Origin of the sequence: Providencia sp. PROV040 (genome assembly GCF_032706145.1) — a bacterium.
Taxonomy (GTDB): Bacteria; Pseudomonadota; Gammaproteobacteria; order Enterobacterales; family Enterobacteriaceae; genus Providencia; species Providencia hangzhouensis.
This window is the reverse complement of the sequence record NZ_CP120530.1, coordinates 4,638,935-4,660,683: the sequence shown is the minus strand read 5'-3', so window position 1 is coordinate 4,660,683 and position 21,749 is coordinate 4,638,935. Positions and strand designations below refer to the sequence as shown.

16 protein-coding genes are annotated in these 21,749 nt (G+C 41.2%); 9 read left to right on the top strand and 7 right to left on the bottom strand.

Features of this window, described 5'->3' with window-relative positions; all coding sequences use genetic code 11:
* Positions 1–35: 35 nt before the first annotated feature.
* Complete coding sequence (gene rpmE, locus P3L40_RS21820; RefSeq protein WP_004265313.1) at positions 36–251, top strand: 50S ribosomal protein L31; 216 nt, start codon at positions 36–38, stop codon at positions 249–251.
* A gap of 262 nt (positions 252–513) precedes the next feature.
* Here rpmE and metJ read toward each other — a convergent pair whose 3' ends face one another.
* A complete protein-coding gene (gene metJ, locus P3L40_RS21815) occupies positions 514–831 on the bottom strand; it encodes a met regulon transcriptional regulator MetJ (RefSeq protein WP_004265315.1) in 318 nt (105 codons plus the stop codon).
* Positions 832–1,146: 315 nt separating this feature from the next.
* Here metJ and metB point away from each other — a divergent pair, with 315 nt between their 5' ends.
* The 3 genes from metB (at position 1,147) to ppc (ending at position 7,804) form a co-directional block, all read left to right on the top strand.
* The gene (gene metB, locus P3L40_RS21810) at positions 1,147–2,307 is read left to right on the top strand and encodes a cystathionine gamma-synthase (RefSeq protein ID WP_096863592.1); all 1,161 of its coding nucleotides are present in this window, start codon (positions 1,147–1,149) and stop codon (positions 2,305–2,307) included.
* Between the two features lie 12 nt (positions 2,308–2,319).
* The gene (locus tag P3L40_RS21805; protein WP_196731877.1) at positions 2,320–4,761 is read left to right on the top strand and encodes a bifunctional aspartate kinase/homoserine dehydrogenase II; all 2,442 of its coding nucleotides are present in this window, start codon (positions 2,320–2,322) and stop codon (positions 4,759–4,761) included.
* Positions 4,762–5,164: 403 nt separating this feature from the next.
* A complete protein-coding gene (ppc, locus tag P3L40_RS21800; RefSeq protein ID WP_094961902.1) occupies positions 5,165–7,804 on the top strand; it encodes a phosphoenolpyruvate carboxylase in 2,640 nt (879 codons plus the stop codon).
* An 84-nt stretch (positions 7,805–7,888) separates the two neighbouring features.
* Here the strand turns inward: ppc and gadC are convergent, their stop codons facing one another.
* The 4 genes from gadC to argE form a co-directional block, all read right to left on the bottom strand.
* Positions 7,889–9,427 carry a glutamate:gamma-aminobutyrate antiporter gene (gene gadC / locus P3L40_RS21795; protein ID WP_196731876.1) on the bottom strand — a complete coding sequence of 513 codons (1,539 nt, stop codon included), beginning with the start codon at positions 9,425–9,427 and terminating at the stop codon, positions 7,889–7,891.
* 112 nt (positions 9,428–9,539) lie between these two features.
* Positions 9,540–10,940 carry a glutamate decarboxylase gene (locus P3L40_RS21790; RefSeq protein WP_210852731.1) on the bottom strand — a complete coding sequence of 467 codons (1,401 nt, stop codon included), beginning with the start codon at positions 10,938–10,940 and terminating at the stop codon, positions 9,540–9,542.
* A 705-nt stretch (positions 10,941–11,645) separates the two neighbouring features.
* Positions 11,646–12,530, bottom strand: coding sequence for a methylenetetrahydrofolate reductase (gene metF, locus P3L40_RS21785; RefSeq protein WP_094961904.1), 885 nt, complete (start codon positions 12,528–12,530; stop codon positions 11,646–11,648).
* Positions 12,531–12,758: 228 nt separating this feature from the next.
* Positions 12,759–13,913 carry an acetylornithine deacetylase gene (argE, locus tag P3L40_RS21780; protein ID WP_112308370.1) on the bottom strand — a complete coding sequence of 385 codons (1,155 nt, stop codon included), beginning with the start codon at positions 13,911–13,913 and terminating at the stop codon, positions 12,759–12,761.
* A gap of 102 nt (positions 13,914–14,015) precedes the next feature.
* Between argE and argC the strand changes: the two genes are divergently transcribed.
* The 4 genes from argC to argH all read left to right on the top strand — a co-directional run bounded on the left by argC (position 14,016) and on the right by argH (position 18,531).
* Complete coding sequence (argC, locus tag P3L40_RS21775) at positions 14,016–15,020, top strand: N-acetyl-gamma-glutamyl-phosphate reductase (protein ID WP_210852729.1); 1,005 nt, start codon at positions 14,016–14,018, stop codon at positions 15,018–15,020.
* Between the two features lie 14 nt (positions 15,021–15,034).
* The gene (gene argB, locus P3L40_RS21770; RefSeq protein ID WP_196731875.1) at positions 15,035–15,811 is read left to right on the top strand and encodes an acetylglutamate kinase; all 777 of its coding nucleotides are present in this window, start codon (positions 15,035–15,037) and stop codon (positions 15,809–15,811) included.
* Between the two features lie 44 nt (positions 15,812–15,855).
* Positions 15,856–17,076 carry an argininosuccinate synthase gene (locus P3L40_RS21765; protein ID WP_004265334.1) on the top strand — a complete coding sequence of 407 codons (1,221 nt, stop codon included), beginning with the start codon at positions 15,856–15,858 and terminating at the stop codon, positions 17,074–17,076.
* 78 nt (positions 17,077–17,154) lie between these two features.
* Positions 17,155–18,531, top strand: a complete 1,377-nt coding sequence (gene argH / locus P3L40_RS21760; RefSeq protein WP_136135433.1) for an argininosuccinate lyase — start codon at positions 17,155–17,157, stop codon at positions 18,529–18,531.
* Positions 18,532–18,595: 64 nt separating this feature from the next.
* Here the strand turns inward: argH and P3L40_RS21755 are convergent, their stop codons facing one another.
* Together P3L40_RS21755 and P3L40_RS21750 are read right to left on the bottom strand one after the other, a co-directional pair.
* Complete coding sequence (locus tag P3L40_RS21755) at positions 18,596–18,940, bottom strand: hypothetical protein (RefSeq protein WP_136135434.1); 345 nt, start codon at positions 18,938–18,940, stop codon at positions 18,596–18,598.
* Between the two features lie 76 nt (positions 18,941–19,016).
* Positions 19,017–19,355 carry a pilus assembly protein gene (locus P3L40_RS21750; protein ID WP_094961910.1) on the bottom strand — a complete coding sequence of 113 codons (339 nt, stop codon included), beginning with the start codon at positions 19,353–19,355 and terminating at the stop codon, positions 19,017–19,019.
* A gap of 1,442 nt (positions 19,356–20,797) precedes the next feature.
* Here P3L40_RS21750 and oxyR point away from each other — a divergent pair.
* Positions 20,798–21,703 carry a DNA-binding transcriptional regulator OxyR gene (oxyR, locus tag P3L40_RS21745; RefSeq protein WP_004265340.1) on the top strand — a complete coding sequence of 302 codons (906 nt, stop codon included), beginning with the start codon at positions 20,798–20,800 and terminating at the stop codon, positions 21,701–21,703.
* Positions 21,704–21,749 lie beyond the last annotated feature (46 nt).

The following is a 21,749-nucleotide window of genomic DNA, read 5'->3' as shown; positions in this document are numbered from 1 at the left end:
TGGAATGGCGACACGGCCTTAATAGAGGTTCTCCCATGAAAAAAGGTATTCACCCTAAATACGAAGAAGTTACTGCAACTTGTTCTTGCGGTAATGTAATGAAAATTAATTCAACTGCTGGTCACTCGCTGAACCTGGACGTTTGTGGTAACTGCCACCCGTTCTATACTGGTAAACAGCGTGATGTTGCGACTGGTGGTCGTGTTGATCGCTTCAACCAACGTTTCAGCATCCCAGGTTCTAAAAAATAATCGAACTTGTGAAATGCGAAAAAAAGGGAAACTGAGTTTCCCTTTTTTAATGCCTAAAATAAGTGTTTTTATGTCTAAATGAAGAAATTAGAAGCGGTAAAGCACGGCGAACATAATATCATTATTCGTACTTTCACTTTAGACTTGAGCGCGTCGCCATCATCGTTATAGCTATCTTGAATAAAACATAAGGAAAGGCACTACGTCGCAAGGCGTGCGACGTAGTTAAAGTTTTGAGATACGTAATGGTGACTAATTGGGGCTAGTATTCCCACGTTTCAGGGTCGATACCTAATTCGCGCATAATTTCTTTTGCGGCTTCAGGGATCTCGTCATTACGTTCTTTACGTAAATCTTCATCATTTGGCAGTGGTTGGCCTGTGAATGCATGTAAAAAAGCTTCACACAGGAGCTCACTATTTGTCGCGTGTCGCAAGTTATTAATCTGACGACGAGTACGTTCGTCAGTTAAAATTTTTAGTACCTTCAAAGGGATAGATACTGTAATTTTTTTTACTTGCTCACTCTTTTTGCCATGTTCAGCATACGGACTGACATACTCACCATTCCATTCAGCCATGGGTTACCTTGGATATTTTCAATAATAATAAAAAATAATATGCATATTCTTTTTAATAGAAACTTAATCTAAGCCCTAAATCGAGAACGTCTGCATATATGTTAGACGTGACTTAACTTATTTTATCACAAGATATTATATAAAATTAACGAGTTAAGTTCACTTATGCGATTGACTATCAATTTACACATAATTATTAGGGCTGATTATTCCATTACTAGATATAAACGTAAAGAGGTTTAGACGTCTAGATATGTTGACGTCTAAACATCCGATGGGTATGATTTAGCCTATCACTGTTCAGGAGAAGCGTTTATGACTTACAAGCCGTCAACCATCGCAATTCATAATGGATTAAATGAAGACCAACAATTTGGTTGCGTTGTGCCTCCCATTTATTTATCCAGTACCTATAATTTTACTGACTTTAATGAACCGAGAGCTCATGATTATTCACGTCGTGGAAATCCAGGGCGTGATATTGTGCAAAAAACATTGGCACAACTTGAGGGTGGTAGTGGTTCGGTAATGACTAACAGTGGGATGTCTGCGCTTCACCTGCTATGTACAGTTTTTTTGCAACCGGGGGATTTACTTGTTGCGCCACATGACTGTTACGGCGGAAGCTATCGGTTGTTTAATAGCCAAAGCCAGCGTGGGGCTTATCAGGTGCAATTTGTCGACCAAAGTGATGAATCTGCATTGCAGGCGGCATTAGCGAAAAAGCCCAAATTAGTGTTAATCGAAACACCCAGCAACCCACTATTAAGAATTTTTGATATACAGCATATTGCACAGTTGGCTCATGATGTAGGTGCATTAGTCGTTGTAGATAATACTTTTTTAAGCCCAATTTTGCAGCAGCCTCTTTCGCTCGGTGCAGATTTTGTGGTGCATTCATGCACTAAATACTTGAATGGCCATTCTGATATTGTTGCAGGGGTGGTGATTGCAAAAGAAGAAAAATGGGTAACAGAGCTTGCTTGGTGGGCAAATAATATTGGTGTTACTGGGGGCGCTTTTGATAGCTATCTACTATTGAGAGGTATTCGGACATTATCTCCACGTGTATTACAGCAACAGCAAAATGCACAAGAGATCGTAAAATATCTTAAATCACAGCCTTTAGTAAAAAAATTGTATTATCCTGCATTAGAAGATCACCCCGGGCACGAAATAGCAGTGAAACAGCAAAAAGGCTTTGGCGCGATGCTGAGTTTTGAATTTGCAGGTGATGAGCCACAACTTCGCCATTTTCTTCGTTCACTCAGCCTGTTTACACTAGCGGAGTCATTAGGTGGTGTGGAAACATTGATTTCCCATACGGCCACAATGACACATGCAGGTATGTCAGCAGAAGCCCGTGCGCAAGCGGGGATCACAGATAGCTTGCTAAGAATTTCAGTGGGGATTGAAGATCCTCAGGACTTAATCACAGACTTAGATCACGCATTTCAGGTTGCGGCACAACGTTAGCGGAGTTTTTTGATGAGTGTACTAACAGCGGTTGAGGTGGCTCCTTGCCACCGCCAGTTACATAAGTTTGGGGGCAGTAGTTTAGCCGATGCGAAGTGCTATCAACGCGTTGCAACAATTATGGCCAACTATAGCCAACCCGGTGATTTAATGGTGGTTTCTGCCGCAGGTAGTACAACAAATCAGTTGATTAGCTGGTTAAAGTTAAGCCAAAGTGATCGTATTTCGGCTCATCAAGCTCAGCAATCATTACGCCGCTATCAACTTGATTTAATTGAATCTCTTTTACCTGAACAAAAGGCTGCAGAGCTAAGCCAGTTATTTATTCACGATTTAGAGCGTTTAAGTGCATTGCTGGATCAACCCATAAATGATGCGATTTATGCAGAAGTGGTCGGGCACGGTGAAATTTGGTCTGCTCGCTTGATGGCAGAAGTGCTTGCCCAAGCCGATATGGCAAGTGCATGGCTCGATGCACGTTTATTTCTACGTGCGGAACGTGCGGCACAGCCACAAGTTGATGAAATACAGTCACGGTATTTGTTACAGCAACAGCTAACGCAATTACCTAACCGTCGTATTGTGGTAACAGGGTTTATTTCACGGAATCAGCAAGGTGAAACTGTATTACTCGGGCGCAATGGCAGTGATTATTCTGCAACACAAGTTGGTGCGTTGGCGGATGCTGCTAAAGTGACGATTTGGAGTGATGTCGCTGGGGTATATAGCGCGGATCCTCGCAAGGTGAAAGATGCGTGTTTGCTGCCTTTGTTACGTCTTGATGAAGCGAGTGAATTAGCGCGTTTAGCGGCTCCCGTTTTACATACACGGACTTTACAGCCTGTTTCTGTGAGCAACATTGATTTGCAATTAAGGTGTAGCTATCAACCCGAACAGGGTTCAACAAAAATTGAACGGGTGCTTGCATCAGGGGCTGGTGCGAAAATCGTGACTAGTCATGATGATGTGTGTCTGATTGAATTGCGTATCGCCGCGGGGCGTGATTTTAAACAAATCTGCAAAGATGTGGATTTATTACTTAAACGTGCTCAATTGCGCCCTTTGGCTCGCGGTATTCATCATGACCGTTCTTTACTGCAATTGTGCTATACCTCCGAGATTGTCGAAAGTGCCTTAAATACCCTTGAAGAAGCCGGTTTACCGGGGTCATTATCATTACGTGAAGGTTTTTCTCTGGTTGCATTAGTCGGTGCGGGGGTGTGTAAAAAACCGTTACATAGCCACCGTTTTTATGAGGAATTAAAAGGGCAACCTGTTGAATTTATTTGGCATTCAGAGGACGATATTAGTTTAGTTGCTGTTTTGCGTTCTAACCAAACGGAACATCTAATTAAAGGGATGCACCAAAGCTTATTCCGCGCAGAAAAACGCATCGGTTTAGTGTTATTTGGTAAAGGGAATATTGGCGCGCGTTGGTTAGAACTTTTTGCCGCGGAGCAACACAAAATTTCTGCACGTAGTGACTTTGATTTCGTCCTAGCTGGCGTAGTAGACAGCCGCCGTAGTTTACTGAATTACCAAGGGATTGACCCAAGTCGTGCACTAGCTTTCTTTGATGATGAAGCTGTAGAGCATGAGGACGATAACCTATTTTTATGGATGCGTTCCCACCCTTATGATGATTTAGTGGTGTTAGACGTCACAGCCAGTGAAACGTTGGCAGATGACTATGTAGATTTTGCCAGTTATGGTTTTCATGTGATTAGTGCAAATAAAATTGCGGGGGCGGCGCAAACGGCACAATATCGTCAAATTCGCGATGCGTTCGCAAAAACAGGTCGTCACTGGTTATATAACGCGACGGTAGGGGCAGGGCTACCGATTAACTATACAGTACGTGATTTAAAAGAAAGCGGTGACTCTATCCTGACTATCAGTGGTATTTTTTCTGGAACGCTATCATGGCTATTTTTACAGTTTGACGGCTCCATCCCATTTAGTGAGCTAGTAGAGCAAGCTTGGCAGCAAGGGTTAACTGAACCAGACCCACGTATTGACCTGTCGGGGCAAGATGTGATGCGCAAATTAATTATTTTAGCCCGTGAAGCGGGTTATGACATCGAGCCGGATGATGTGAGAGTTGAGTCTTTAGTGCCAAAACAAGCACAGGCAGGTTCTTTGGACGCGTTTTTTGAAAACAGTGCGGTTATTAACGAGCAAATGCAGCAGCGCTTAGAAGCAGCGCAAGAACTTGGGTTAGTGCTACGTTATGTCGCACGGTTTGATGCGGTAAAAGGCAAGGCAAAAGTGGGGGTGGAAGCGGTGAAGCCGGAACATCCACTGGCCTCATTATTACCGGGTGACAATGTGTTTGCTATTGAAAGCCGTTGGTATCGAGATAACCCATTAGTGATCCGTGGGCCTGGAGCGGGGCGCGATGTGACTGCGGGGGCTATTCAATCGGATCTGAACCGACTCTCTCAACTTTTATAATTATTTATTCAGTGCATTGGTGTTCTCTTCGGTATTGAGGGCACCAATGCATCATGAAGATTTTTAATTTATCCCTTCATTTTCTATTTTTTATTCTGATGATTTAATTCTTAAACATTATTCATGTCTTAAAAGTGCTGAATCGACGATATATTGCGCTGAAACAATACTTAAATAAGAAAAATTAATAAAAATAAGGCTGTAATTAAATTTCAGAAAAATCCCCCAAAGTCATTTTTTTCTGATATGAATATACACTGAAGGGTAAATTTAGCGGCCTGCATCACAAAACGACAACTCTAACGCAGCCGACTGAAATTTTGTTACAGGAAACAGGTAGCAGTCTGTTAACCGTGAACCGTGCGGGAATGCATTCTGCCAGAAGCACAAGGTCAGGAGTCTCATGAATCAGCAATATTCCGCAATGCGCAGTAATGTCAGTATGCTGGGTAAGCTACTCGGCGATACCATCAAGGAAGCCTTAGGTGAGGACATACTCGACAAAGTTGAGTCCATTCGTAAGCTTTCCAAATCTTCTCGTGCAGGTAATGAAGTTCAGCGGCAAAAACTGCTGATGACATTACAAAATCTTTCTAATGATGAATTGCTACCCGTTGCAAGGGCATTTAACCAATTCTTAAACCTGACAAACGTCGCTGAGCAATACCACAGTATTTCGCCTCACGGCGAAGCGGCAAGTAACCCAGTAGCATTGAAAAATCTGTTTAGCCGATTAAAAGGCAAAAACTTCACTGATGGTGATATCCAAAAAGCAGTTGAACAGCTTTCAATTGAGCTGGTTTTAACGGCTCACCCAACGGAAATTGCTCGCCGTACGTTGATCCATAAATTAGTTGAGGTAAATAACTGTTTGTCACAACTCGACCATGATGACATTGCGGATTATGAACGCAATAATATCATGCGCCGCTTGCGTCAATTGGTGGCTCAATCATGGCATACCGATGAAATTCGTAAAATTCGTCCAACACCCATTGATGAAGCTAAATGGGGTTTTGCTGTTGTGGAAAATTCATTGTGGGAAGGGGTTCCTGCTTTCTTACGTGAATTTAACGAACAACTTGAGGACTCTATTGGGGCAGTATTACCGGTTGAAGCCAATCCTATTCGTTTTACCTCATGGATGGGTGGAGACCGTGATGGTAACCCGAACGTAACTGCGGATGTGACTCGCCAAGTTCTATTGCTGAGTCGCTGGAAAGCGGCAGACTTATTCCTCAAAGATATTCAAGTATTGGTTTCAGAGCTTTCGATGACGGAAGCGACCCCAGAGCTGCGTGCGCTAGCTGGGGGGGATGACGTTGATGAGCCTTATCGCCAAATCGCGAAAAATTTACGTAGCCAACTATTTTCGACGCTAGAGTACTTAGAGCGCCGTGTAAAAGGCGAGCAAGTTTTACCACCGGCAGACTTATTGGTGGATAACGCCCAATTATGGGACCCGCTATACGCATGCTACCAATCATTAATTGCCTGCAATATGAAAATTATTGCCAATGGTCAGTTGTTGGATACTCTGCGCCGTATTCGTAGCTTTGGTTTGCAACTGGTACGTATTGATGTGCGCCAAGAAAGTACTCGTCACACTGAAGCCATTGCAGAGCTGACTCAGTATTTAGGGTTGGGTGATTACTCGCAGTGGTCAGAAGAGGAAAAACAACAGTTCTTGCTGGAAGAACTACAATCTTTACGCCCACTTATCCCGCAAGATTGGCAGCCGAGTGCAGAAACACAGGAAGTGTTTGAAACTTGTCGAGTGATTGCGAAAGCCAAAAATGATTCTGTTGCGGCTTATGTTATTTCAATGGCGAAAGTCCCATCAGATGTGTTGGCGGTTAAATTACTGCTAAAAGAGAATGGGGCGTCAGTCCGCTTACCCGTCGCGCCACTATTCGAAACACTGGAAGATTTAAATAACGCAGAAAGTGTGATGACCAAGCTGTTAAGCATTGAGTGGTATCGCAACCTTATCGATGATCGCCAAATGGTGATGATTGGTTACTCGGATTCTGCTAAAGATGCAGGGGTAATGGCGGCTTCATGGGCACAGTATCGCGCGCAAGATGCACTGATTAAATTGTGTGAGAAAGAAGGTGTCACACTGACATTATTCCATGGGCGTGGCGGCACAATTGGACGCGGTGGTGCGCCTGCACATTCTGCATTACTTTCTCAACCGCCGGGTAGTTTAAAAGGAGGGTTGCGGGTAACCGAGCAAGGCGAGATGATCCGTTTTAAATTCGGTTTGCCGCAAGTTACCATTAGCAGCCTTGCGTTATACGCCAGTGCTATATTAGAAGCGAACCTTTTACCGCCACCAGAGCCAAAAGATGAGTGGAAGTCCGTGATGGATTCGCTATCTGATGTGTCTTGTGCGATGTACCGTGATTATGTACGTGAACAACCGGATTTTGTGCCTTATTTCCGTGCCGCAACACCGGAGCTAGAGCTAGGTAAATTACCGCTTGGGTCGCGTCCTGCAAAACGCCGCCCAACTGGTGGTGTGGAAACTTTGCGTGCGATCCCATGGATTTTTGCATGGACGCAAAACCGCTTAATGTTACCCGCATGGTTAGGGGCAGGAGCGGCGCTAAAACATGTCATTGAGAAAGAAGGCAAACAAGCCATTCTTGATGAAATGTGGCAGCAGTGGCCATTCTTTAATACGCGTATTGCGATGTTAGAAATGGTTTATGCAAAAGCAGATTTATGGCTGGCGGAATATTACGACCACCGCTTGGTGGAAGAGCGCTTATGGCCATTAGGGCAAAAACTGCGTGACCAGTTATCTGAAGATATTAAAAGCGTGCTGGCGGTTTCAAAAGATGAAGCGCTAATGGCGGATTTACCTTGGATAGCGGAATCCATCGCGTTACGTAATGTTTATACTGACCCATTAAATGTCTTACAAGCAGAGCTTTTACACCGTTCCCGCCAACAAGAGCAGCCCGACCCACGTGTCGAGCAAGCCTTGATGGTGACGATTGCTGGTGTGGCAGCAGGCATGCGTAATACGGGTTAGTTTGTTGATTTTTAAAGTACTTGAATAATCTGAGGGCTACCAAATGGTAGCCCTCATTATTTTTACGGGTTATTACGAGTTGGATTAGTCATCGTCTGGTTTATCATGATGAATTAAGTGATATGCAGAGCGGGCTCGAGGGTGAATAAAGAAATGGTTAGCTGGCGCATTATGCGTTTTGATATGCACCATAGAGACATTAGTTTTCTTACCTTGTTTGTTATGGAAAGCATAAATTACAAAAGGCAGTAAGAAAATAATCACAAAGCTAACCGCAAGTAACGTCACATAGGTGGTATTGCTCGCACCATTCGGTAAAGAACTCGGTGGGAAGAATGAAATCACGAAGGCTAAAATAGAAACAATTAGGCCGACTAACGCAATGAGAAGTTTAATGCCTTTACCTCCCGGTATATTGAAGACACGTTTTTTCTCTGGTTGTTTGCAAACTAACTGCATATAACCTAAAAATAGCATGAAATAGCTACATAAATAGATAACTACCGTTAAGGCTAGAGCAATAAGGAATGACATATTACCACCGCCCCCAGTATTGGTGAGGACGATAATCGCGACTGTTGTGATCAACAACTGCGAAATCACCAGTGTTACCGGTACGCCATTTTTATTCACCTTGGCAAAGCCTTGCGGCAGAATACCTTTCTGTGCCGCGACATACATCCCGCGGGATGGCCCCACAATCCAAGAAGCAATCTCAGCCAGCACGCCAAGCAATAATAGCGCCGCAATAATTCTCACTGCCCATTCAAGGGATGAATTAAAGTGTGTGATAAGCACATTGAATGTTTGTACCACACCAGCAGATAAATTAATTTCACTGTTTGGGATCACCGCTGCTACCGATAACCCACCAATTGAGCTTAAACAAATTGCCGCTATCATGAGTAAAAACATCGCTGCGGGGTAATCTCGACCGGGGTTTTTCATTTCATTAACGTGAGTTGCTGAAGCTTCAACACCCATATAGCTCAAAATAAAGGCGACAAATACCACGAGTGTGCCAATTTTGGTGAAATCAGGAATAAAGGTTTCAGTACTAATTTCAATGGCCAATGGAGAGCCGCTGGCTAAATAGCTGATCGCTAGAAAGACCAAAATTAGCGCTGGAAGCAAGATGCCTGCGAAAAAACCGACTTTCGCAATCGTGGCAGTATATTTAGTTCCGCCAAATTGGGTGAAAGCCAATACCCAGAGAATAACAAGTGCCCCTATCGTTTTGGTGATTGGGTCTGTATTAAGTTCTGGCCAATTCAAAATATAAGACAGTGCCCCTAATACGAAATACAGCATAGGAATAAAGCCAATCGCAATTTGTAAATAACCAAATGAAATGGCGGCAAATCCCCAACGTTCGCCTAATGTATTAGAAACCCATGCAAATACACCACCTTCCTCCCAACCTTCTACGGTTGCCATTTCTGCGGCACACAATGCGACAGGAATAAACCACAATAATCCTCCTAATAGCAGGAAAAATACGAGGCTAAAGCCAGATGTTGCAAATGTTGGATATTCATAAACGGCCATCACCATTGATGCAGTGATGGCAAAAAAGCCAAGTAGTGTCAGTTGCTTTGCGGCTGGAGCTGTCGTTGTTGCCATACGAGTTCTCCTCAAATCGATAAACAATCTGCCTTTTCAGGGCGGATCTCAGTAGGAGCCAAAGAACCTAAGGCTCTTTGGCTCGTTAACAACACAATCATGAATAAAAGAATTAACTGTGATTAAAGCCGCCGCCTTCTTCTTCTGTTAGCGGTTTATTGACAGGGTGCTTATCGAAATACTCTAAGGTGCGTTTGAAGTCATCAATGAGTAATGCGGCTAAATCTAAACTAACCCCATGACGCACTAGAATACGTTGAATAACAAGGTCTTCACGGTTTGCTGGCATGGAGTAAGCAGGAACTTGCCAGCCACGGCTACGCAGTTTGTCTGCGATGTCATAGAGGGAATATTTGCTGGTGGCGGTGCCTTCTTTCAGTTTCCATGCTAATGCAGGGATACCAGTTTGGCTATCACCATCAAAAATCATTTCAAATGGCCCTAATTTTTCAATTTCACGGCTGAGGTATTGTGCAGTTGCATAGCAAGCGTTGTGGATTTTTGCATAGCCTTCGCGACCCAGTCTCAAGAAATTATAATATTGAGTAATGATTTGACCGCCAGGGCGAGAGAAATTCAGTGCGAATGTTGGCATATTACCGCCTAAATAATTCACATTAAAAATCAATTCTTCTGGAAGGTCTTTGGCTTCACGCCAAATAACCCAGCCAGCGCCTAATGGCGCCAAACCAAATTTATGGCCTGATGCATTAATGGATTTTACACGTGGTAAGCGGAAATCCCATTCTAAATCTGGTGCACAAAATGGAGCTAAGAAGCCGCCACTAGCACCATCCACATGGATAGGAATATCCAGTCCAGTTTCTTTTTGCAGTTTATCGAGCGCATCGTGTACAGCTTTTACGGGCTCATATTGGCAGGTAAATGTCACCCCAAGGGTCGGTACGACACCAATAGTATTTTCATCGACACGTTTGAGCACCTCTTCCGGTGTCATGATGAGGCGGTCACCTTCAAGAGGGATCTCTCGGAGTTCAACATCGAAATAACGAGCAAATTTGTGCCAACAGATTTGAACTGGGCCACAAATTAAATTAGGTTTATCGGTCGGTTTTCCTTTAGCGGCTTGTTTTTTGCGCCATTGCCATTTTAGCGCTAGTCCACCAAGCATTGCAGCCTCTGAGGACCCGATGGTTGAGCAACCAAGGGTATTTTCTGCATCCGGTGAATTCCATAAGTCCGCTAACATATGTACGCAGCGGTTTTCAATTTCTGCTGTTTGTGGATATTCGTCTTTATCTATCATGTTTTTGTCGATAGACAAATCCATCAAATCACGAATTTCATCATCCACCCATGTCTGGCAAAATGTTGCTAAGTTTTGGCGTGAATTCCCATCTAGCATTAATTCATCGCGTACTGCACTAAATACATTACGTGGTGCTTGTTCTTTCAATGGAAACTTGGTTTTTGGTAATGATTTGGATAATTCTAATGATGCGTAGACATCATCCATTCCACTGTGTTTTGAATTTAATGCATTATTACTCATGTTTTAATTCCTCAATGACCATGTGGTAATTAAATACTATTAATCTTGAGCTCAATATTAAATATACGCCGTCTTTTTAAAAATTCAAAAGTGTTCAAATAAAAAAGATAATTTAATGAAAACCGTCATAATTAGAAAGTAACAGTAGAGTGAATGATGGTTTATGGTTATTTTGGTTATAGATAATTTTTCTCAATAGCTGATTATGTTCATAAAATGATGCTAAAAATCACTCAATTTAACTAAATTATTACATTTTTATGGTTTTTATTTCTATGTATTTAGCTTTTTAGTTGTTTTTATTTGATTTTATATGGGCGAAAAATGTAGTGGAAATAAATAAATGTTCATAAAAAACTAATATTTCAATAATGTTAAGTTATGTAACTTTTATTTAAACCCTGATTTTCATAATGTTTAAAGTTAATTTATACCGTTAACCGTTAAATATAATTATTGTGGCAAAATGAATTTGAATATAAAGAAAATAATAGCATGAGTTATATTGTGGAAAAGTAGTTCGCAAATCTAATCAGTTTAGATATCACGTTAATATATTTACCTTAAAAACACTGGTTCTTTTTTAAACAAGAAATAACTAGTTCTAGCTATTTGATATTTTTTTCTGGGAAAATAGAAGATATTTATAAGAATAGAAGAAAATAGCAAAGGGATGAGACAAAATATTCGCCTCATCCGACTAAATTAAGGCCTAACTCCCAAAGTATGGCAGATAGCATAGGTGAGCTCAGAGCGGTTCAACGTGTAAAAATGAAAATCTTTCACGCCTTCACGGCTAAGAATTTTGACCATATCCATGGCGATTGATGCGCCGACAAGGTTACGGCTCTCAGGGTCGTCATCTAACCCTTCGTACATTTTACTCATCCATGCAGGAATGCGTACGTTAGTCAGTTTGGCAAAGCGCTCGAGTTGACGAAAGTTAGAGACGGGTAAAATCCCCGGCACGATTTCTACATCAATACCTGTCGCGACGCAGCGGTCACGAAAACGTAAATAGCTCTCAACATCAAAGAAAAACTGAGTGATTGCACGGTTAGCTCCCGCATCAATCTTCTTTTTTAAACTAATTAAATCGGCTTGAGCGCTTTTGGCTTCAGGGTGAACTTCAGGGTAGGCCGCAACAGAAATATCAAAATCCGCTTCACTTTTTAACAACTCAACTAGATCAACAGCATACATATCCGGTTTACGGCTGTTGTCAGGTAAATCACCACGCAATGCAACAATATGACGAATACCATTATTCCAATAATCACGAGCAATGGCTTTCAGTTCATCAGGGCTTGCATCAATACACGTTAGGTGAGGGGCTGCAATTAAGCCCGTTTTATCTTTAATATCTTTGATGATGCTGTGCGTTCTGTCGCGTTCGCCGGAATTCGCACCATAAGTCACAGAGACAAATTGAGGTTTCAGGTTTTTGAGCCTATCAATAGATTTCCATAGTGTCTGCTCCATCTCTTCACTGCGAGGTGGGAAAAACTCAAATGAAACATTAATTTGGCCATCTAACTCAGCTAAGTTTTGATTTAGCGCTTCGCGCTGATTTGCGTGAAAAAAACTCATACCCTGTAACCTCGCAATTTGCAAACTAACTATTTTTTGTACGTTATTATATCCATTTGTGCGTCTATACGTTTAGACGTCCAAATAGAAATTACCAGATCGGTACCAATAGTCAATACTTAAATTAAATTATGACGCTGAGGTTTTTTCAAAGGCAACAGGAAAATAATTCATGATAAAAAACGCGACCCTGTTCAGTGTCGCGCTTAAATCGATGGCTAGTCAGATTTACTCAGTGAAACAGAAGTGCTCAACCATTTGGCTAATTAATTGGCGAGTAGGTTCAATAAAGCGCATATCGATAAATTCATCAGGCTGATGTGCTTGCTCAATAGAACCAGGGCCAAGAACCAACGTCGGGCAGAGCTCTTGGATAAACGGCGCTTCAGTACAGTAATTCACGGTATCCGCTTTTTGCCCCAACAACTGTTCAATTACTGCCACCATCTTGTGGTCCGTTGGGCATTCATAGCCAGGGATCGGCGGATGCATGGGCTCAATCGCCAAGCGACCTGGCCAACGGGCACTAACAGGCTCAAGAGCTTCATTGAGTAGTTCATCTAAGTCCTGCAAAGTCAGGCCGGGGAGTGGGCGAATGTCCATGTGTAATTCACAACAACCACAAATTCGGTTGGCTGCATCACCGCCATGAATATGACCAAAGTTCATCGTCGGGTAGGGAATGACAAATGCAGGGTTGTTAAATCGTTCTTTTAACGTATTTCGTAAGTCCATCAAATGGGAAATAGACTCATGCATTAATTCAATGGCATTGACCCCACGTTCTGGGTCACTAGAATGCCCCGATTGCCCAGTAATGCGGATAGCATTTGATAAATGTCCTTTGTGCGCACGAATCGGTTGTAACGAAGTTGGTTCTCCAATAATCGCAAAATCTGGTCTTAGCGCTGTACTGGCTGCAAAATAACGTGCGCCAGCCATCGATGTTTCTTCATCCGCAGTGGCCAATATATGCAGTGGGCGTTTGAGCTGAGTTAAATCCATATCGCGTAACGCATCAACAATAAAAGCAAAAAAGCCTTTCATATCTGCGGTTCCGAGCCCATATAACTTGCCGTCATGCTCTGTTAGCTCAAACGGGTTTTTGCTCCAACGTCCATCATCAAAGGGCACGGTATCGGTATGGCCGCATAGCATCAGCCCACCATTTCCTTCACCAATAGATGCAAGCAAATTATATTTATCTCGCGTTTCCGGCACAGGTTGAATGTTGACCGAAAAACCTAACGTCTCCAGCCACCCACCGAGAAGTTCCACTAGGGCTTTATTGCTTTGGTCCAAATGAGAATCAGTCGCACTAATCGACGGAGTCGCAATTAATTGACGATAAATCTCAATAAATGCAGGTAATTTAATATTCACTGTTGACAGCCTTTATCCATAATAGTATCAATATTCATGCACTTTATTTGAATAAAAATACACATTAAACTGTTTGGGTCACGAGTACAAGGTAGAAAGCATATGTTGAACACACTCATTATCGGGGCCAGTGGCTATACTGGAGCAGAATTAGCCGGTTATTTGCAACGCCATCCTGAAGTTAATCTTCAAGGATTGATGGTATCGAAGCAAAGTGCGGATGCAAATAAACGTTTTTCTGATTTACATCCTCAGTATAAAGGCATCATAGACCTTCCCGTTCTGCCATTAACCGATGTCGCAGAAGCAGCGGAAGGTATTGATGTTATTTTTCTTGCCACTGCACATGAAGTAAGCCACGACATAGCCCCTCAGTTTCTTGAAGCGGGCTGCGTTGTGTTCGACTTATCGGGTGCTTATCGTGTTCAAGATCCTGCGTTCTATACGCAATACTATGGCTTTGAACATACAAATACTGAATGGCTAATGCAAGCAGTTTACGGTTTAGCAGAATGGCAGGCCGATAAAATTCGTCAAGCGCAACTGATCGCAGTACCAGGGTGTTACCCAACGGTTTCCCAATTAGCACTTAAACCATTGATTGAAGGCAATTTGCTAGATGAAGCTATGTGGCCAGTGATTAATGCCACCAGCGGAGTCTCTGGAGCAGGCCGTAAAGCCTCGATGACCAACAGCTTTTGTGAAGTGAGTTTGCAACCTTATGGCATCTTTACTCATCGCCATCAGCCAGAAATTGCGACTCACTTGGGAAGAGAGGTTATTTTTACACCACATTTAGGCAATTTCTCTCGAGGCATCCTTGCAACGATTACGTGCAAAGTAAAAGCGGGTGTTTCGGCAGAAAAAATCACACAAACGTTTAAAGATGCTTATCAAAATAAACCGTTAGTGCGGTTATATGAAAAAGGCGTTCCTGCATTGAAATCGGTAGTTGGTACGCCGTTTTGTGATATTGGCTATGTATTGAAAGGTGAACACCTGATTTTAGTGGGTACAGAAGATAACCTACTTAAAGGTGCGGCAGCACAAGCCGTTCAGTGCATGAATATTCGTTTTGGTTTTGCTGAAACTCAGTCTTTATTTTAAGAAGGATTAACCCCATGCAACCCTTAGTGATTAAATTGGGCGGAGTGTTACTTGATAGCGTCGAGGCACTTGAAAAATTATTTACAGCGATTCAAACCTATCGGCAAGAACATCAACGTGAGTTGGTGATTGTACATGGCGGTGGCTGTTTAGTTGATGAATTGATGCAAAAACTGCAATTACCTGTCGTTAAAAAGCAAGGGTTACGAGTCACGCCAGCAGACCAAATCGATATCATTACAGGGGCATTAGCGGGTACGGCGAATAAAACATTACTGGCATGGGCAACGAAGTATCAACTTCCAGCCGTAGGGCTTTCTCTCGGTGATGGGCAAAGTGCCACAGTGACTCAATTAAACGAAGAATTAGGTCATGTCGGTGATGCCAAACCTGGCGATGCGAAATTATTGAAATTATTGTTAGGTGCGGGCTATTTACCCATTATCAGTTCTATAGGTATCACACCAGGAGGTGAGTTGATGAATGTAAATGCGGACCAAGCTGCAACCGCTATCGCCCAAGCCTTAAATGCAGATTTGGTTTTATTGTCTGACGTGAGCGGTATTTTGGATGGTAAAGGCCAAAAAATTGATGAAATGACGACGCAAAAAGCGCAAAAGCTCATTGAACAGGGAATTATTACCGATGGAATGATTGTAAAGGTCAATGCGGCGTTAGACGCTGCGGCAGCCTTACAACGCTCTGTTGATATCGCAAGTTGGCGTCATGCAGAACAACTTCCCGAGCTGTTTAATGGAACAGCAATCGGAACACGGATCTTGGCATCATAAATGAGCCATGGAATAACTATATTAATTGAGCGGATAGGTACGTTATGAAAAAGGGCATTAAAAAGATAGTATTAGCATATTCAGGTGGCCTGGATACATCAGCAATTATTCCATGGCTAAAAGAAAACTATGACGATTGCGAAGTCGTGGCCTTCGTTGCGGATGTGGGGCAAGACCGTGAAGATTTAGTAGGCGTAGAGAAAAAAGCTCTACAATCAGGTGCATCCGAGTGCTATGTCGTCGATTTACGTGAAGAGTTCATCAAAGAATATATTTACCCTGTATTGAAAACGGGGGCGCTATATGAAGGTAGCTATTTATTAGGTACGTCAATGGCTCGTCCAATCATTGCTAAAGCGCAAGTTGAAATTGCCTTAAAAGTGGGTGCAGATGCTGTTGCCCATGGCGCAACAGGTAAAGGTAATGACCAAGTGCGTTTCGAAAGCACCTATACGGCATTAGCACCACAGTTACAAGTGGTTGCACCATGGCGTGAGTGGGACTTACGTTCCCGTGAAGCGCTGCTCGATTATCTGAAAGAGCGTAATATTCCAACAACAGCTAGCCTTGAAAAAATCTACAGCCGTGATGAAAACGCATGGCACATTTCTACGGAAGGTGGTGTTTTAGAAAGCACATGGAATGCTGCAAACCAAGATTGTTGGGTATGGACTGTCGATCCGCAAGATGCACCAGATGAAGCTGAATTAGTTACCGTTGGTGTCAAACACGGTGAAGTCGTTTCGGTAAATGGTCAAGCATTGTCTCCACTTGGCTGTTTAGAAGCATTAAATACTTTAGGTGCAAAACATGGAGTGGGCCGTATTGATATTGTTGAAAACCGTTTAGTGGGTATGAAATCTCGTGGTTGCTATGAAACCCCGGGAGGCACCATTATGATGGCGGCATTACGTGGTATTGAACAACTGGTTCTTGACCGTGACAGCTACAAATGGCGTGAGCAACTCGGCTTAGAAATGTCATATGTGGTTTATGATGGCCGTTGGTTCGCACCACTACGTCACTCGCTGCAAGCGGCTGCTGAATCATTAGCACAAGATGTGACAGGGGAAGTTGTTCTGAAATTATATAAAGGGCAAGTGACTGCGATTCAGAAAAAAGCGGATAAGAGCCTGTATTCTGAGGAATTTGCCACATTTGGTGAAGATGAAGTTTATGACCACAGTCATGCAGGTGGGTTTATTCGTCTTTACTCGCTGTCTTCACGTATCCGTGCGCTGAAAGAACAAAACAAAGCGAAGTAAATCAAATAGTAGTCTCCCGGCAGCCAAGACTGCTGTCGGGGTTAAAAACTTATTTTATCAATCAGGTAGGGATTAGTTATGGCACTTTGGGGTGGACGTTTTAGTCAGCAAGCGGATCAACGGTTCAAACAGTTTAATGATTCATTGCGTTTCGATTATCGCCTGGCGCAACAAGATATTATCGGCTCAGTCGCATGGTCAAAATCACTAGTAACAGTTGGTGTATTGTCTGATAGCGAACAACAAACTTTAGAACAAGCGCTAAACTCCTTACTGAAAGAAGTGCAAGATAACCCTGAAATTATCCTGCAAAGTGACGCAGAAGATATTCATAGCTGGGTTGAAGGTAAGCTGATTGATAAAGTCGGTGATTTAGGGAAAAAATTACATACCGGTCGTAGCCGTAATGACCAAGTGGCAACAGATTTAAAACTGTGGTGTAAAGACCAAGTCGCATTGTTGCTTGAAGCGGTAAGCGAATTACAAAAAGCGTTGGTCATCACCGCAGAAAATAACCAAGATGCAGTAATGCCAGGTTATACCCATTTACAACGTGCCCAACCGGTGACATTTGCCCACTGGTGTTTAGCCTATAGCGAAATGCTAGCGCGTGACGAAAGTCGTTTAAAAGATACCTTAAAACGTTTAGATGTTAGCCCATTAGGGTGTGGGGCATTAGCAGGAACGGCTTATGATATCGACCGTGAGCAGCTTGCCTCTTGGTTAGGTTTTGCTTCTGCAACGCGTAATAGCTTGGATACGGTATCAGACAGAGATCACGTTCTTGAATTATTATCGAACGCAAGTATCGGTATGGTTCATTTATCCCGCTTTGCTGAAGATTTAATTTTCTTTAATAGTGGAGAAGCTGGCTTTGTTGAGCTATCAGACAAAGTGACATCGGGTTCATCACTCATGCCGCAAAAGAAAAACCCTGATGCATTGGAATTGATCCGTGGAAAATGTGGGCGTGTCCAAGGTGCATTGACAGGTATGATGATGACCCTAAAAGGGCTCCCTCTTGCTTACAACAAAGATATGCAAGAAGACAAAGAAGGGTTATTTGATGCATTAGATACTTGGTTAGATTGCATGCACATGGCTGCGTTGGTTCTTGATGGTATTCAAATTCGTCGTGGTCGTTGTGAAGATGCCGCAAAGCAAGGTTATGCGAATGCAACCGAACTCGCTGATTATCTGGTTGCTAAAGGTGTTCCATTCCGTGAAGCGCATCATATTGTGGGTGAGGCCGTTGTTGCCGCAATTGGGCAAGGTAAAGCTTTAGAGGAAATGGCTTTAAGTGATTTGCAAAAATTCAGTAGCACTATTCAGTTGGATGTCTATGAAGTTTTATCACTACAATCTTGTTTAGATAAGCGGTTAGCAAAAGGCGGGGTATCTCAGAAACAAGTGGCAAATGCTATTGTAGAAGCAAAAAAACGATTAGAGCTGTGATCGGTTATAGAAGATAAAAATGGGGGGTAGCATGACTACCCCAATTCCCATAACGCGTTTGTTTTTAAATATATTTAATGGTTAACATTCTTAATTGCTTCTCCTCATTGATCCAATTGTATGAGTATTCATTTCGACCATCATTAATAACGTTCCAATCTTTTCCTTGAGTAATATTATTTAGCCCAATATTTATCATTGTAGACTCAGTATTATTCAAGCAACTCAATTTAATATGTGTATCAGAGACAGCATTCGTACAAGTTGGGTGAACCACTGCGCCATTGAAGCTAATAGTGCCTGATTCTTGGCTTTGGTTCGCATAGGTATTGAATGTACTGAATGCTAAAACTAATATTAAAGCTGTTAATGAACGATTAAATACTCTTTCTGTTATTGATTTTTGCATAATAGAGCCCTACAACTTAATTCGTTTTAAATCAGTTGTTTATATAATGTATTTTTAAGGTTGGGTTATTTTCTAATTAAGCGTGTTGCACGGATAATAATGCATATCCTTTTTCTTTATTAGTCCAATTGAATTGGTAAATACTCGTGCTTCCATTTAATTCTTTCCATTCTGGTGATTTTTTCTCTTTGGAAAAGTTAATTGGGCTAGATTCCATTTTGTTTTTTTCATTATTAAAACAATTCAAAGTTGTGTTGTTTTGATTAATGTCATAGGTACATGGTGGAGAGACAATCATGGCTTTAAAAGTAATGGTTGTTTGATTTCCTTCAGCTTGTACATTCGTAGTAAAGAATGATGTTGCAGCTAAAGCGAAAGTTAAAGTTAATACTGAAGTGATTTTTTTAATAGTCATAATGTTTGCTCCTAATTTCAAATTTCTGTAATTCGGTTTGTTTAAGTTTTCATATATCTTGCTATGGGAAGAATTATAAAATGAAAAACTCTAAAAAGGTGTAAATCTAAAAGCTAAAAATGTATTAAAATATAATTCTAAATGACCTGCTTTAATATATCTCTAGGGTCATTTTTTAATGATTTATATTTACAATATTCCGTTAAATTTGGTTTGTTAGTGTTTAATGTTCTGTGTTTGCATCAAAACCCCCCTTTTGGGTGGTTTAATCTATTGTGGCGTTTTTTAAAACCGCCTTGAATATATTCATTTTTAGATATAAAAAATGGCTGTTATATTGAGATTTTTAATTTGTTTTTAAATACAAATTTACAAAGTTTAATTGAAAGTGAAAATGAATATGACAAAATGTTTCAGAAATAAGGCATTGTGATTTCTTTTTTAAACCTTTGGAGAGTGATGTTCTTTGTTTCCAAAATAATATTGGTTAATACCACCTTATTATTAATGAAAACGTTTCAGTATTGCTCTAAATTATGTTTTCGATACTTGAATTTGTATTTGATGCTTTTACTCTTCATTTTTATTACCTCATTCATATTGGTATTCATCAGTATTTTGAATTACCTATTTATGTTGTTATACCCCCTAGAGGATTTTTATTGGTATGTGCAGTTTTCAAACTTATGCTTGTATCACTGCTCATCATATACATGCATATCTTATATCGGCATGCTTGTGGTTTTCTGTAATAACTTTGTTTGCTATTTAGATCATTTATGGGGAAGGTAAAGCTGATAATAGTGTTCATAGTATTTAGCCCTCCGTATTATCATCATTGATGAGGATATTGCAGAAGTTAGGTGACTATATAAAACTATTAATTTGAATTGATGCTGTTCTATGCTTTTCTTTTCTTATAATAAATATAGGGTGTTATTTTGAGTTTATCCACAATAAAAGTGTGTGTAATTATGTGTAAGATTTTAAAGGACTTTATACATGACGTTATTTTCACTCATGAAATTATAAAACTAAAATAATAAATTAATGCAAATTTAAAAAAATTACTTCTTCTTTTTTTTAATCTTGTATCCATGTACTAGCTTGAAATGTTTTTGAGGTTGGTCAATTGGATTTTTACTTTAATATCGATCTTAAGCAGAGTTTACACTGATATTTAATACCGCTTTAAGTATGATAAGTAAAACTTAATGTTTTTCTGGTGTTGTGTTTTCTTTGTAAATAACAGGAGGGTAAATAATGACACATTTTGTTTCTAAATATTACATTTTGTTTCATTTTATTGCGTGTTTTGTACAGAAAATGAGGTTTTCTCCCTATTTTTCAATTTATCAATAGATAAAACAAAACAATATCGATATAGTGATTGGTATTATCTATCTTTGGTTTGACAGAGAATTCACGAAAGGAAAAGAAATATGAATATTCGAGATTTAGAGTATCTTGTCGCACTCGCCGAACATAAACACTTTAGACGTGCCGCGGATTCTTGTCATGTTAGCCAACCTACTCTTAGTGGCCAAATTCGTAAATTAGAAGAAGAACTTGGCGTTATGTTGTTAGAAAGAACCAGCCGCAAAGTTCTTTTCACTCAACAAGGTTTATTATTGGTTGAACAAGCCCGTACTATTTTGCGTGAAATTAAAGTATTACAAGAAATGGCCGCCCTCCAAGGGGAAAGCATGTCGGGCCCATTACATATTGGTTTAATCCCAACGGTTGCGCCATATCTATTACCTCATATTATTCCGCAATTGCACCAAGCTCATCCGAAATTAGAAATCTATTTGCATGAAGCGCAAACTCAGCAATTATTAGCTCAGTTAGACAGCGGTAAATTAGATTGCGCTATTTTAGCGGAAGTTAAAGAAACGGAACCTTTTATTGTTGTTCCGTTATTCGAAGAACCGATGAAACTGGCTATTTATGAGAGTCACCCATGGCATGATCGTGATACGATTGAAATGAGTGAGTTGTCAGGTGAAAAGCTATTAATGTTAGAAGATGGCCACTGTTTACGTGACCAAGCGATGGGCTTCTGCTTCCAAGCGGGCGCGAAAGAAGACACACACTTTAGGGCAACGAGCTTAGAAACGTTAAGAAATATGGTGGCCGCAGGGAGTGGAATTACACTTTTACCTGATTTATCGGTACCAAATGAAGTTTGTCGTGATGGGGTATGTTATTTAAATTGTATTGAGCCTGAGCCGAAACGTACAATTGTATTAGTTTATCGCCCGGGTTCACCGTTACGTGGGCGCTATGAACAATTAGCTGAGACCATCTATAACTCAATGGATAACTATTATAAAAATAGAGTTTAAGGTTAAGCCGCCAATATTATTTTTTAGTTGATGATGGTTGCCAGGT

Bases quoted from the DNA above. Each gene is read 5' to 3' on its own strand.
- metF (WP_094961904.1), bottom strand. From the start codon at position 12,530: ATGAGTTTTTTTCACGCAAATCAGCGCGAAGCGCTAAATCAAAACTTA.
- P3L40_RS21765 (WP_004265334.1), top strand. From the start codon at position 15,856: ATGAAAAAGGGCATTAAAAAGATAGTATTAGCATATTCAGGTGGCCTG.
- P3L40_RS21750 (WP_094961910.1), bottom strand. From the start codon at position 19,355: ATGACTATTAAAAAAATCACTTCAGTATTAACTTTAACTTTCGCTTTA.
- ppc (WP_094961902.1), top strand. From the start codon at position 5,165: ATGAATCAGCAATATTCCGCAATGCGCAGTAATGTCAGTATGCTGGGT.
- rpmE (WP_004265313.1), top strand. From the start codon at position 36: ATGAAAAAAGGTATTCACCCTAAATACGAAGAAGTTACTGCAACTTGT.
- P3L40_RS21790 (WP_210852731.1), bottom strand. From the start codon at position 10,940: ATGAGTAATAATGCATTAAATTCAAAACACAGTGGAATGGATGATGTC.
- argB (WP_196731875.1), top strand. From the start codon at position 15,035: ATGCAACCCTTAGTGATTAAATTGGGCGGAGTGTTACTTGATAGCGTC.
- argH (WP_136135433.1), top strand. From the start codon at position 17,155: ATGGCACTTTGGGGTGGACGTTTTAGTCAGCAAGCGGATCAACGGTTC.
- P3L40_RS21805 (WP_196731877.1), top strand. From the start codon at position 2,320: ATGAGTGTACTAACAGCGGTTGAGGTGGCTCCTTGCCACCGCCAGTTA.
- oxyR (WP_004265340.1), top strand. From the start codon at position 20,798: ATGAATATTCGAGATTTAGAGTATCTTGTCGCACTCGCCGAACATAAA.
- gadC (WP_196731876.1), bottom strand. From the start codon at position 9,427: ATGGCAACAACGACAGCTCCAGCCGCAAAGCAACTGACACTACTTGGC.
- metJ (WP_004265315.1), bottom strand. From the start codon at position 831: ATGGCTGAATGGAATGGTGAGTATGTCAGTCCGTATGCTGAACATGGC.
- argC (WP_210852729.1), top strand. From the start codon at position 14,016: ATGTTGAACACACTCATTATCGGGGCCAGTGGCTATACTGGAGCAGAA.
- P3L40_RS21755 (WP_136135434.1), bottom strand. From the start codon at position 18,940: ATGCAAAAATCAATAACAGAAAGAGTATTTAATCGTTCATTAACAGCT.
- metB (WP_096863592.1), top strand. From the start codon at position 1,147: ATGACTTACAAGCCGTCAACCATCGCAATTCATAATGGATTAAATGAA.